Annotated in this window: 16 protein-coding genes and 1 pseudogene; 4 read left to right on the top strand and 13 right to left on the bottom strand. The window is 32.5% G+C overall.

Annotation, left to right across the window (positions count from 1 at the left end; all coding sequences use genetic code 11):
- Positions 1-39 precede the first annotated feature (39 nt).
- The 8 genes from THYS13_RS12370 to ltrA form a co-directional block, all read right to left on the bottom strand.
- A complete protein-coding gene (locus tag THYS13_RS12370) occupies positions 40-576 on the bottom strand; it encodes a hypothetical protein (RefSeq protein ID WP_052210535.1) in 537 nt (178 codons plus the stop codon).
- Between the two features lie 184 nt (positions 577-760).
- Entirely contained in the window at positions 761-1,264 is a 504-nt protein-coding gene (locus THYS13_RS12365) for a nuclear transport factor 2 family protein (protein WP_235603409.1), read from the bottom strand.
- A 475-nt stretch (positions 1,265-1,739) separates the two neighbouring features.
- The gene (locus THYS13_RS12360; protein WP_042834842.1) at positions 1,740-2,807 is read right to left on the bottom strand and encodes a hypothetical protein; all 1,068 of its coding nucleotides are present in this window, start codon (positions 2,805-2,807) and stop codon (positions 1,740-1,742) included.
- 69 nt (positions 2,808-2,876) lie between these two features.
- On the bottom strand, positions 2,877-3,389 hold the full coding sequence (locus THYS13_RS12355; protein ID WP_042834841.1) for a SpoIID/LytB domain-containing protein: 513 nt from the start codon (positions 3,387-3,389) through the stop codon (positions 2,877-2,879).
- 82 nt (positions 3,390-3,471) lie between these two features.
- Positions 3,472-4,146 carry a hypothetical protein gene (locus THYS13_RS12350; protein ID WP_042834840.1) on the bottom strand — a complete coding sequence of 225 codons (675 nt, stop codon included), beginning with the start codon at positions 4,144-4,146 and terminating at the stop codon, positions 3,472-3,474.
- Between the two features lie 136 nt (positions 4,147-4,282).
- Positions 4,283-4,483 carry a helix-turn-helix domain-containing protein gene (locus THYS13_RS12345; protein ID WP_042834839.1) on the bottom strand — a complete coding sequence of 67 codons (201 nt, stop codon included), beginning with the start codon at positions 4,481-4,483 and terminating at the stop codon, positions 4,283-4,285.
- A 4-nt stretch (positions 4,484-4,487) separates the two neighbouring features.
- Positions 4,488-4,667 (bottom strand): sigma factor-like helix-turn-helix DNA-binding protein, encoded by a 180-nt coding sequence (locus THYS13_RS14720; RefSeq protein WP_235603403.1) that lies wholly within the window; start codon positions 4,665-4,667, stop codon positions 4,488-4,490.
- 467 nt (positions 4,668-5,134) lie between these two features.
- Positions 5,135-6,229 carry a group II intron reverse transcriptase/maturase gene (gene ltrA / locus THYS13_RS12335; RefSeq protein ID WP_052210534.1) on the bottom strand — a complete coding sequence of 365 codons (1,095 nt, stop codon included), beginning with the start codon at positions 6,227-6,229 and terminating at the stop codon, positions 5,135-5,137.
- Between the two features lie 127 nt (positions 6,230-6,356).
- On the opposite strand from ltrA, the gene THYS13_RS12330 reads away from it, so the two are divergent.
- The 3 genes from THYS13_RS12330 (at position 6,357) to THYS13_RS12320 (ending at position 9,218) form a co-directional block, all read left to right on the top strand.
- Complete coding sequence (locus THYS13_RS12330) at positions 6,357-6,938, top strand: DUF6431 domain-containing protein (RefSeq protein WP_042834837.1); 582 nt, start codon at positions 6,357-6,359, stop codon at positions 6,936-6,938.
- A gap of 136 nt (positions 6,939-7,074) precedes the next feature.
- Positions 7,075-8,400, top strand: a complete 1,326-nt coding sequence (locus THYS13_RS12325; protein WP_042834836.1) for an IS481 family transposase — start codon at positions 7,075-7,077, stop codon at positions 8,398-8,400.
- Between the two features lie 17 nt (positions 8,401-8,417).
- Positions 8,418-9,218, top strand: a complete 801-nt coding sequence (locus THYS13_RS12320) for an ExeA family protein (RefSeq protein WP_009051793.1) — start codon at positions 8,418-8,420, stop codon at positions 9,216-9,218.
- A 156-nt stretch (positions 9,219-9,374) separates the two neighbouring features.
- Here the strand turns inward: THYS13_RS12320 and THYS13_RS12315 are convergent, their stop codons facing one another.
- A complete protein-coding gene (locus tag THYS13_RS12315; RefSeq protein ID WP_042834835.1) occupies positions 9,375-9,656 on the bottom strand; it encodes a hypothetical protein in 282 nt (93 codons plus the stop codon).
- Between the two features lie 513 nt (positions 9,657-10,169).
- Between THYS13_RS12315 and THYS13_RS14215 the strand changes: the two are divergent.
- Positions 10,170-10,316 (top strand): annotated as a pseudogene (locus tag THYS13_RS14215) (IS256 family transposase); the annotation flags it as partial.
- A gap of 249 nt (positions 10,317-10,565) precedes the next feature.
- On the opposite strand, the gene THYS13_RS12310 reads toward THYS13_RS14215, so the two are convergent.
- The 4 genes from THYS13_RS12310 to THYS13_RS12295 all read right to left on the bottom strand — a co-directional run bounded on the left by THYS13_RS12310 (position 10,566) and on the right by THYS13_RS12295 (position 12,793).
- Entirely contained in the window at positions 10,566-11,180 is a 615-nt protein-coding gene (locus THYS13_RS12310) for a hypothetical protein (protein WP_201035691.1), read from the bottom strand.
- Positions 11,181-11,184: 4 nt separating this feature from the next.
- Positions 11,185-11,853 (bottom strand): hypothetical protein, encoded by a 669-nt coding sequence (locus tag THYS13_RS12305; RefSeq protein WP_042834833.1) that lies wholly within the window; start codon positions 11,851-11,853, stop codon positions 11,185-11,187.
- A 333-nt stretch (positions 11,854-12,186) separates the two neighbouring features.
- The gene (locus tag THYS13_RS12300) at positions 12,187-12,387 is read right to left on the bottom strand and encodes a helix-turn-helix domain-containing protein (RefSeq protein ID WP_042834832.1); all 201 of its coding nucleotides are present in this window, start codon (positions 12,385-12,387) and stop codon (positions 12,187-12,189) included.
- Positions 12,388-12,391: 4 nt separating this feature from the next.
- Positions 12,392-12,793, bottom strand: coding sequence for a sigma factor-like helix-turn-helix DNA-binding protein (locus THYS13_RS12295; RefSeq protein WP_042835083.1), 402 nt, complete (start codon positions 12,791-12,793; stop codon positions 12,392-12,394).
- Between the last annotated feature and the right edge of the window lie 79 nt (positions 12,794-12,872).

The following is a 12,872-nucleotide window of genomic DNA, read 5'->3' as shown; positions in this document are numbered from 1 at the left end:
ATACAGGTTTCCTCCTGTATCTTTAAACAAATTTACATTCTATGGCGATGAATCTATTGAACTTATACACCATCCATTATATAAAGGCGATTTTTCAACTGTTATAAATCTTGTAAATTTCCCTGAGAACACAGCAAATTCATTTGAATCAATTGCGTCTTGAATATAGTAAACACAGTATAACTTGCCCTCTTTATGTCCCATATTTCCTGCCTCAGCTGGCGGATTATATTCTTCTATTGATTTTAGCTCGATTTTCTTTATTCTCTTTAGATAATTCAAATGTTCTTTACATGCTTCGTCAACGGGGATTGCCGACTTTATGGCTGAATTATTCAAAAAGCAGGAAGCACAGACAATTGCAAGGTCATATTTCTTGTCATTTATAGAGTCATAATATATCTTTATTATATCCTCTGGTGAGGCTTCTTGAAGTTTTTTCTTGTCTTCTTTTGAAAGCTTATTAAGGTAGTTTTGTATAGTCTGATTTTGCTTTTCTGCTTGCGTAACTTTATTGTTATTTTTTAATGAACATGCAGTCATTGTTATAACAATTATTAAAAAAAAATAACACAACCTTCCTATAAATTTGCATCATAACACCTCCTCAAATGAAAAATCTTTCTTAAAATTCTTTATGTTCTTTCCAAAATACCTCCCATGATATATAAAAGCGGTCTATATCCGATTAAGTAAATTTTATTATTTCTTCCTGTAAGGAAAGATATCTTTATTGTAATTTAGACATACATACTAATTGCTATTTAACACCAAATTCTTTGTCTATTTGTTCTTTTATTTGTTCATAGTCAGGTTCAGGCAATTTTTTATCAGTATAAAGCTCATATGCCTTTAAATCCCACTCATTATAAATATGTCTGGTTATTTTCCATCTTCCTTCCTGTTTTTCCAATTCAAAAATATTTTCACCATAAGAAATAAACGGCGGGTATGCCTCTTTTACTTTTATCTCTAAATCAATCACCGCTCTCGCTTTATCTCCATCAATTTCTATATCTTTATAGTGAATTTCATAAGGAAAACGCCTTTTTTCAATATAACAGTATTTTTTCTCATCCATATACTTCCTTCTAAATACCAATGTCTTTAGTGCAACAACTTTATTATGATTCTGTATTTTGGATATATCTAAGTAGGGTGTTATGTCTATATATTCCATTTGCAGATATGCTCTGTATTGTGTGTCATAAAATCCTTCTATAGTAGATTTAATTGCTCTTAGTTCATTGTTATTAGGGCTCAAAAAATCTTTTGCCTAAATTTGAAAAAATACACTAATAATGATTATTGCTCCTACTAATACCACTATAAACATCTTACGTTTTTTAATCATTTCCCTACCCTCCAAAACTCATAATTATCTCCCCCTTCTTTTATTCCCGGGGAATACTTTTCATAAACATTTTCACCTCACACTTTTTTATTTCCCCCTATCTATATAAAAGCTAAAATTTCTAAAAAATATTCCATAACCCAAAATTTTATTTTTATTTTATTTCAAAATTCTTTACTGCTCTTATTATAATCTCGATTAAATCCTGCCTTAACTCTTCTTTTATTTCTTCATCCAGGGGTTGAACCATTTTCCCCACCCGTGGTTAGAATAGAAACAAACCCAAAAATCTAACCGTAGTTCCAAACGCATTTTATGTTTGAAAAATATCAACTGCACGTAAAACTGTAAGGTTAGTCTTCTCTCTAGTGCGCAAAGACTAACCTTATAAATTCTCAATTAAGACTACTTTGTATATATTTTTATAACTGAAAAAATATATAACATTCGAGTTTGTGGCATCAAAAATCAAATTTGGGAGAATACTGTCTCTACTTTTAATATTAGTTATTTTGACAAAAGAATTATTTTTAAGGTAATATAAAACTGTATCATACAGAGAACCATTTTTATCTTGCCATATTACTATAACATATATATTACCTGTGCTATTTTGATAAGCAATCCCAATATTGTAGATTAACTCCCCTACGGTTGGAATGCTAATTTTTTTTATTTTCCCATTATTTAATTCATATATACATCTTTCAGTAACAGATTCTCTAGTTATGAAGTACACACTATCATTTCTAGAAGGAGCAAAAATAGCTGCCAAAGACTCTGAGGTGGTTATCTGTTTCCACGAAATACCTCCATCAATGCTCTCCCAAAGACCATTTGAAGCGGAAACTAAAAAATGCTTAGAATTATTAGGATCAATAACAAGATGATAAGCCATAGTAATATCTTTTATATAATTCCCCTTGCTCCAATGAATCCCCGAATCATGGCTTTTTATTATTTCAATGCCAAGTTTTTTATCATTTTTAATTAAGAATATTACATTTCTACTGGAAGGACTAAATGTCATATCAGCTATCATCATGTTATTCGCTGAATCATAATAAACTTGCTCCCAACTTTTCCCACCATCGTTGCTTTTGAAAATAATTTGCTCTGTACCTTCTTTCCCTTCAGTAGACATAAAAAATATTTCTTTTGAATTATATGGTGATACATAAAATTGCCCAAAATGACCTTCAAATATGGCTATTCTATCATATTTGTTAAAATCTTTACTGGAATACAAAGCCATATTTGTTAAATCCCTTGGTGTATCTTGCCCCTGCTGCGCTAAAATCTCTTTCCCTTGAAAAAAAATCGGACAGAAATATCCTAAATTTGGAACGGAATATTTGATTACTTTAACTTGATTTTTATCAAAAATATGATATTGACATCCATATAAAAAAAATAAAAATAAAACCAATATCATTAATTTTTTTATTTGCATTAATAATACCTCCTAAACTTTAAAACTGAGCAGGAAAACATTAATTATTCCTACTCAATTAAATAATTTCTAATAGTAAAAGAAATGTATTGGCTGAGTTGCCGACCTGTCCCAATAATAATGACACATATAAGTATAGCCTTTACCTTGCTTTGCCCAATATAACGTTCCATATTGCCACATCGTACCACTATATTGTCCGCCTGGCCCTTCATACCCTGCTACGTAATGCACTTCAAATAGAACATAAGACAAACCACTGAGTATATCAACACCAATCCCTCCAACATCATTAACTGCTTTCTTAAAATTAGTTGTCTCTGAATTGTATTTATATACTTGGTCATTTGTATTATCTTGTACATCGGCATAGTAAGGACTAAAGTTCCATTTTGGATGATACACATGATACCAACCATACATTTTTACAGCTATAGCTCCAGCTTGAACTGCTGTTTTTGCCGTCTCGTACCAATCACCCCATTCATTCGGCAATACATTATACACATACTCTCCAAAATCAACAGGGTAAGTTCCAGAACCATAATGAGTTACATTTACTGGATTTGTCATATAAACCATAATGTTGGAAGGTCTCGTATGTTCCTCAGCGACTGTACTATCAATAACTATTTCAGGTTCAATAGCTCTAGGATTTAATCTTTCATTTTTTTAACTGTTTTTCACTTGCAGCAATATTATCAATAACCACGCCATTCATATTCATTACTTGTCCTTTTTTATCAAGAGTGCTTTCGATTTTAACAGCAATATTTTCATCCTCTGAATTAAATCCATTGCCGGTATCTTTTAAGTATTCTATGGATGGGACTGATAGCCTTACTATTTTCCAGCTTCCATCTTCTTTTGTAACAACAATAACACGATGGTTTGTACCATTATATAGCCATTTATCTTCTTTATCCACTTTAAAGTTAATTTCGGCATAAAAGATACGTGTATCATCTAAATTTAAGTTTTCTCCAGGTGATATGCCTGCAGCTACTACACCTACTTCTTTTGGAAGCTCTTTAATTTGAATCAACTTAGCTTCTTTCTCTTTAAAGAATAATTCTGATTTATTATTTGAAAGAAATTGTGTCATGGCTGTGCGATTAGAATTGGTAAAATAGCTCATATACTCATAAGGATCCTGAACATTAATTGCCTGAATCATACCTTTAATTATTGAAATAGGGTCATTAAAATTTGCTGTATTAATTGAACTAACTGATTCTTTTGTGCTCGCTTCCGGTGTTGAATTAAATCCTGTGGTCATTATACCTATTAAAAATATTGTAATGAACAGTACTGTCGTTAATCTTCTTTGATGTTTCATAAAAGATACCTTCCTTCCTTTTTTATTTCAGGGGAACGTTTTACAAACATTTTCACCTCCCACTTTTTTATTTCCCCCTCTATCTATATAAAAGCCAAAATTTATAAAAAATATTCCATAATTCAAAATTTATTTTTCATTTTATCTCAAAATTCTTTACTGCTATTATTATAATCTCGATTAAATCCTGCCTTATCTCTTCTTTTATTTCTTCATCTGCACCTTTTACACTATTCATTATCAAGGGCTCAAAGTACTTTATTATTTCTTCTATAGCCTCTCTATCCCCCTGTTTTGCTTTCAAAATAATTTCAAAAAGCCTTTCACGTTCCTCCATAGTTTCAAACTTCCTTTATAAATTCTTCCAATTTTCTAAGAGCCCTTTTCTTCATTTTGCTTATACAAGACTGCGTTTTGTGGAACATTGCTGCAATTTCTTTTTGAGATACGCCTTTTACAACATTTAGTATTAATACCTCAAATTCTTTTGGTTCAAGTAATTCTTTATATTTTAAAAGCATACATTTATCTATTACCTCATCCTCAAGTAAGATATAATTGCCTGTTATGCTATCAACTACCTCTTCTTTACTATCGCTGCTTACATTATTTCTCGGTGCATCTAATATTAAAAGTTCTCTATACTTACTTCTTGATATTTCTTTTTAAGCTTTATAGATTCAAACTTGATATATCTAGCTAAATACCTAATAAAAGTAAATTCCACCTCATTTTCTTTCATTTTTTCCCTCCTTACCCCTCCCTTTTCTTCCATTATACCTCTTTAAATGTTAAAATTTATTAATAAATTCTTAAATTTTGGTTACAAAATAGTTACAGACAAAGGGGACGGTTCTTTTTATATGAATTTAAATTGTTCAGATAATAGTCGAGTAGAGAGCCACTTTACAGCGGCTCCCCCTCACAGAACCGGACGTGCGCTATTAACGCATCCGGCTCTTCATATCATCTTTTACTTTTATCGTAGCTATGAGTATATACTTACATAGATTTTTGGTGTTGCTAATGGAAATTTCATCAGAAGTTTTTCGTATTTATCCCAGTTTAATCGATGCTTTTGTGACCTTCTTTTTAGCGTCTTGAATAATTGTCTCCTGGTCAAATAGAAGAAACTACCTATACTTTTACTGTTATCTGTGATTCCATAGTATCTGTAGTGTCCAAGCAATTTTATGTTAAGTCGCTTTATTAATTGATTTACTGGCTCATGCATATTTTCTTTGAGCCACTTTTTCATCTTGGCGACTTTATTTATAAATTTCTTTTTGCTTGTCTTCCTTTTGACTCTGAATTTGCCGTTTTGACTTTTGCTACAATAGTGTGTAAATCCTAAAAAGGTAAAGGTCTCTGGTTTCCCCAGCCCTCTTCTTTTTCTACTCTCTTCGGCAAATCTTCCAAATTCAATTATTCTTGTCTTCTCTTCTGCTAATTCAAGTCCAAATTCTTTTAGCCTCTTCTTAAGACTTTTATAAAATTTCTCTGCATCATCTTTATACTGGAAGCAGCATACGAAATCATCTGCATACCTTATTTCATAGCTTTCTCCTCTACATGCTTTCTTTATTCTTTTCTCGAACCATAAGTCTAGTACATAGTGAAGATATATGTTCGCAAGTATTGGGGATATGTGTCCTCCTTGGGGTGTTCCTATATCGCTTTCATAGTATTTACCTTCTTCCATTACTCCTGCTATTAGGAATCTTTTTATTATCCTTAGAAAGTTCTTGTCTCCTATCCTATGCTCTAAAAATTTCATCATCCATTCGTGGTCTACATTGTCAAAGAATCCTTTTATGTCGGCATCTACTATGTAGCTTACTTTCTTTTCCTGTATTATGTTGTTTAGCTGTCTTAGGGCATCATGTCCGCTTTTATTGGGCCTAAATCCATATGATATGTCTAGAAACTCTGGTTCGTATATTATGTTTAGTATATCTGCCATTATTCCTTGCACAAGTTTGTCTTCATATGCTGGTATCCCTAATGGCCTTAATTTGTCGCTCCCTTCTTTGGGTATATATACTCTCCTAACTGGCTGTGGCTTATATGTGTCATTTCTCAAATTAATTTAGCCCAAAACCGATAAAATTTTTCAGATTAAATAATCTTGTGATAAAATTAATGCTAAAGGAATTTAAAAAAATTTTTTCAGATTCCTTTAGCATTAATTTTAATTGGAGAGGTTACTTATGCAAATAATTTTCCATGTTGATAACATTGAAGAATATTTACATAAAGGTAAAGATTACAATTTTCCTGACCCACCAGATAGATGTCCTTATCCCGATTGCAAGTGTAGAGTAAAACTAAAAAAGCACGGGTTTTATTACCGTTACTATTTAGATGGACCTAACTGTATAAAAATAGCCATAAGAAGATATATATGTCCTGTGTGTAAAAGAACTCTTTCCTACCTTCCTGATTTCTGTCTTCCCCATTTTCAGTATTCTTTCAATATGATTGTAAAGTCTTTAAAAGAGACACTTACAAGAGAAAAAACTCTCAGTTCTTTCATAAGTGACTTAAAAAGAAACTTTCCCACCATACTATTTTCAAGACAGCATATATATTTTTACACCAAAAGGATAATGAATAATTTAAGTTTTATCATATACGGATTAAGGCAAATAGACCCTTACATAAAGTTATCTGAGACTGACTCACAAATAGAGAGGGCCAGAGAGATTTTGGACATAATAAGCATTGTACCACTCTTCTCCCAACGGTTTTATGCTCATTGCCAAAAATCATTTCTGGCCTCTCTCACATAATTTTAGCATTAAATCCGAAAGATTTAAATAAAAATTTTGATTTTTTCTTAGCAACATAACTTTTTCCTTTAATGTCCCCCAGGTATGAGCTAAAATTACGATTAAGAAATCAAAAAAGTGAAGTGGGAACATATAAATGCTTGATGAAAAAGCGAGAGAAGCTATAGCATTAAAGAGATTTTCACTGATAAGTCCGGTGCTAAACGGACAGGTAAAAAATCAGAAAGAATATTTTGATGCTCTTTCCGATAAACCTATTGAGATACCTTATCTTGGAATGAGAAGATATACTCCCAAGACACTTAGAGGGTGGCTATATCAGTATTTAAGAGGCGGTATAGAAGCGTTAAAGCCGGGTTATCGAAGCGACAGAGGCAAATACAGAAAGATAGACTTTGAACTTTCAGAGAAAATAAAGCAAAAGAAGCTTGAACATCCTGAAATGCCAAACAAACTTCTTTATGAGACATTGATAGGAGAGGGAATAATATCACCGGATAAAGTATCCCTTTCGACATTCTATAGGTTTTTGAAAAACATTCCTGTAAAATCTTTAGATAAAGAAAAAGAGGGTAAAACAAAGAGGTTTTCCCATGAATACATCAATGAACTGTGGCAAACTGATGTCATGTATGGGTCATATATTAAAGAAGGTAAAACAAAAAGGCAAACGTACCTTATTGCATATATAGATGATGCTTCCAGGCTGTGTACCTATGCTCGCTTTTACTATACCCAGAATTTTTTAGCTTTAAGAGACTCATTTAAAGAAGCAGTGCTAAGAAGGGGAATACCCAAAATGCTCTACACTGACAATGGAAAGATATATAGAAGCACTCAATTGGATTATATCTGTGCTTCACTAGGTACATCTCTTATTCATGCTGAGCCCTTTTCACCTCATTCAAAAGGGAAAGTAGAAAGATTCTTTCATACGGTGAGAATGAGATTTTTAAGCACAATAGATCCTACATCCATAAAGAGTATAGATGAGCTTAATATGATGTTTTTTAAATGGTTGGAGGAGGATTACAACCGAAAAGAACACAGCAGTATTGGCATGAGTCCTTTAGATTTTTTCATGTCTCAAATATCAAGGGTAAATATGTGTGGTGACATAGATATGTTGAATGAATGTTTTCTCATAAGAGTAAATCGTAAAGTAAACAAAGATGCTACACTTAAAGTGGAAAATATACTTTATGAAACAGAAGAAAAGTTTAAAGGTATGCGCTTAGAAGTCAGATATGATCCGCAGTGGCTTAAGGATAATACACCCCTTTTACTTTTTCATGAAGGCAAAAAAGTAGGGGAAGCGTATAAGGTAAATTTTCATGATAATGCTAAAATTCCTGTAGAATATATCGAAGACAGAAAGGTTGTAAGCGAAAATGAAGATACTGTGGATTTTGCGGCAAAACCTAATTCCCCAGTAATATCCTTTAATGATATCATTGATTAAAAAAAGAGGTGTTTACAATGTTTACCCAATATTTTGGAATGAAATTTAATCCATTTTCTAAAGAGATAAGTGTAAACGACCTTTACATAAGTGAAGACATTGCTGAATTAAATGCCAGGCTAAAATATTTACAAGAAACAAGGGGTATAGGACTTGTCGTTGGGGAGGCCGGTTCAGGCAAATCTACCGCATTAAGAAAATATGCTGAAAGCCTCAATCGTTCTACATTTAAACCATGTTACTTTGCCCTTTCTACACTCACAGTGAGAGAATTCTATCAAGCATTGGCTATGATTTTAGGCGAAACACCCTCATACAAAAAAGTAACGCTCTTTCACCAGATACAAAGAGCGATAACAGAACTTTATTACAGCCAGAAGATAACTCCTGTCATAATATTAGATGAAATACAACTGGTTTCTAATGATGTTCTTGAAGATTTGAGAATAATATTTAACTTTAATATGGATTCTCAAAACCCGTATATATTGATACTTTCAGGACAACCACACATAAGAAACAAACTAGCCTTGAATGTAAACAGTGCACTAAGGCAAAGAATTTCTATAAAGTATGTAATGCAAGGGCTAAAAAAAGAAGAAATTCAAGATTATATAAAAACAAGAATGAAAATAGCTGGAGTGATGGATGATATATTTACACCATCAGCATATGAGGCAATATATTCTCTAACAAAAGGGCTCCCAAGGATAATAAATAACCTGGTAACAGCTTCTTTACTCTATGCGTATTCTAAAAGGCTAAGAGAAATAGATGAAGAAGTAATATACCAGGCACAAAATGAAATCAGTTTATGAGAGTAGTAGCTTTCGCTACTCTCATTTTTTATTATACTTCAATTAACCCAAATTGCCAATAACAGATATTAACATATTTTGGCGGTTATGCTCTTAAAAAGTGGAAAAAATTTTTAATCAGGCTGTAATAATTTGAGAAAAAATACTTTTATGCACTTAAAAAATGCCATTATAATTTGAAAATCTTTGGAGATTTAATTTGAGAATTGACATATATGCCTGTCTTTTCATCCTTGCCATTAGGTTCTCTATGTTCTCTGTTAAGTTCTCTCCGTATTCTTCCTTTGTTATTTTGTCTATGCCAGGTGCTTTGTTTCCTGTCATTTTCTTGTGCTGTTGTTTTAGTGTCTCTTCATTTATGAAGTGCACTAGTGTCTGTAGTTTGTCTCTTGGATGTTTTGCTACGACTTCCGCTATCCTCGTTAGTTCTGTTTCCATCTCTTGTTACACCTCCAGTGTGTTTGATGTTTCCCTTATGAGGTCGATGATATGTTACAGCCTTCCCTCCCCTGTCATTACTCAGTTTCATCAGTACTATGCTGTAATCCGACTTCCTGCTAACCTTCCGATATCCTTGTATTTTACACTTGTTTATCGTACCCTTTCTGGGAGTTGCAGGACCTCCTGAGTTCCCTATGCGTTAATATTGTATAACATGCCAAGGCCTATGACCCCGAGGAAGCATTGCTATTCTCGCCATCCCAAATATCAATGTTTTGCCTTCTGCCGGTTCCACAGCATCGGCCTTCCTGTCTAGGGATTTCGGGGCTCAACACCTTCAATCTTTCGATTTTCGGCCTGCTATCTCCTTTGCCTACGCTTAGCTATATATGTCACCATATATACCCCAAGGCTAAGTACCGGTTGCTGGCTAGGCTTTACCGGGCAGGATTCGCACCTGCTTTAACGCATGAGCTCTTCTCAGCGCACGGAACCGTCCCCGACGTCTCAAGTCGAGAATCTGGCATTCGTCTAATAGGAGCATTGTTAATGGAACAAGATAAAAAATGGGTTTCAGGGAGAAAGTATTTAGATATGACTGAGTATTTCGAATGGCAAAAAGAAATTTCAAAAAAATCGAAAGATAAGGTTATTTAATAAAATGAACTCTATCACCACCGTTAGTTTTTAATAACTGCTGGAGCTCCATGGTGTCAAGGACGGGCAAAAGCCCGGCGTAGCGTATCCTTGACACCATGGGGCGGAAGCAGTACAATGAATTGAACGGTGGTGATAAAGAACGTTCATATTCTAACAACTAACCAGGGGGATTTTACACAAAAATTTGGACTTGACCTTTCTATCAAATTTCATTTTTATTAAGTAGCAAATTTTATTCATCTATTTTCAATATATCTTCACTTCAGCATTTTCTAAAAGCAAATATTCTTCTCCAGCCCTCCACTTAATTATGAGTTTTATAGGCTTTCTAATAGCTTCCAAAATTTTTTCCCTATCTTTTACATCAATTTGATTTATATTTGGCAACCAGGTAAGCCGATCAATTTCTGTCATATAATCCATCTTCTCATTATTCTTCACATTTAAATCTATCTTTTGATTCTTTAGAGTACCAAAATATAATATCCCAGACATTATATATGGCTCCAATCCTTCGTCAACAAATGCTTGTGCTTTAAAGTCTTTGATAACTTTATCACTAATATTTTCTATTATTATCTTATACTGTAAAGAAGTATATTTATTGGATTCTTGAGCTTCTTTTGCATTTTTAGCCCATTCAGAAGTTTCATTGCCAGAAAATTGGTATTTCTTTCCCACCTCAATTAGAGTATAAATTTTAAAATTATTACTCTGCGTAGAATAATTCAAATCAGGAGCTTTATTAGTATTGTATAAAAATAGATGACTTCTATTGTAGTTATAATAATCGTAACCCACAAAAGCCCCTAATATAACAGCAATCAATAGTACATAAAATATTATTCGTTTGATGTTCATACTATTACCTCCATCCATATTCCTCAGTAACTCCTCTGTTAAAATAGTAATTATACTGAGCCATATCTCTAATCCAGTTATCGTCATAATAATGAGGTGCTACATCCACATGAATCGGTGGATATCCCTTATCAGCAGTAAAATCTACTGAGGCTGTCGCTGCATATCCATTAGTTTGTGCAAAAGAAGCAAACTCATGCCTATACCACTCTCTATTCCCCTCTATTACATAAGTTTTCCATGTCCTGGTACTTTTGTTATAAACTTTTGCAACTTTGTTTCTGTATGTATAAGAATGATATAAATGAACCGAGGCTCCTTTATTTTTATTGATATGAGTTTCTGTTAAGTTAAATGCCATTGTAGCCACATCTAAAATAATATTTCCAGCAGTTCTAAAAAAATAACTTCCTATTCTTAGCCCAATATCCCATATGGCACTTGCAGTTCCACTTCTCGAATCATCGGGAATAGTATTACCATCTGTAATTGGCGGTTCAATTTGAATATCCACAGTCCCATCTGGATAGTCAACATAATCAGGATTAACTATTCCATTTAGCAAACTTATTTCATTATTTTTTGAAAACAGCGTTTCATTCTCCATTCCAAATGCGAAACCTAAATTGATCAACATCATGAAAATTACAACCATGCTAATTATTTTCTTCAATTTTATATAATCCTCCTCTCTAATTTTTTAACTTAAAACATCTTTCACTTACAGATATTTTTAAATGTCTTTTTGAAATACCGCTTTTCTATTATATACTTTAGATTTATGCAAAATTCAAAAGCCTTCATTTAAGCCATTCTGCAGACATACTTTTTTCTACCACTCTTGAATTTTATATCTTTTATGTGGGATTTTCCCTATAATCTCCTCCCTTTTTTATTTCAGGGGAACGTTTTACAAACATTTTCACCTCCCACTTTTTTATTTCCCCCTCTATCTATATAAAAGCTAAAATTTCTAAAAAATATTCCATAATTCAAAATTTATTTTTCAATTTGTCTTGAAATTCTTTACTGCTTTTATTATAATCTCGATTAAATCCTGTCTTAACTCTTCTTTTATTTCTTCGTCTACATCTTTTATACTACCCATTATTAAGGACTCAAAGCGCTTTATTATTTCCTCTATAGCCTCTTTATCCCCCTGTTTTGCTTTCAAAATAATTCCAAAAAGCCTTCCACGCTCCTCCATAATTTTAAACTTCCTTTATGAATTTTTCCAATTTTCTAAGAACCCTTTTCTTCATTTTGCTTATACAAGACTGCGTTTTATTGAGTATTGATGCAATTTCTTTTTGAGGTATTCCTTCTATAATGTTTAGCAGTAGTATTTTAAATTCTTCTGGTTCAAGTAATTCTTTATATTTTAAAAGCATACATTTATCTATTACCTCATCCTCAATGGAGATATAATTGCCTGTTATGCTATCAACTACCTCTTCTTTACTATCGCTGCTTACATTATTTCTCGGTGCATCTAATATTAAAAGTTCTCTATATTTTACTTCTTGATATTTCTTTTTAAGCTTTATAGATTCAAACTTGATATATCTAGCTAAATACCCAATAAAAGTAAATTCTACCTCATTTTCTTTCATTTTTTTCCTCCTTACCCCTCCCTTTTCTTCCATTATACCTCTTTAATTGTTAAAATTTATTAATAACTTCTTAAATTTT

Origin of the sequence: Thermoanaerobacter sp. YS13 (genome assembly GCF_000806225.2) — a bacterium.
In the GTDB taxonomy this organism is placed as follows: Bacteria; Bacillota; Thermoanaerobacteria; order Thermoanaerobacterales; family Thermoanaerobacteraceae; genus Thermoanaerobacter; species Thermoanaerobacter uzonensis.
The sequence above is the reverse complement of the archived record's forward strand: the minus strand, read 5'-3'. Positions and strand labels throughout refer to the sequence as shown.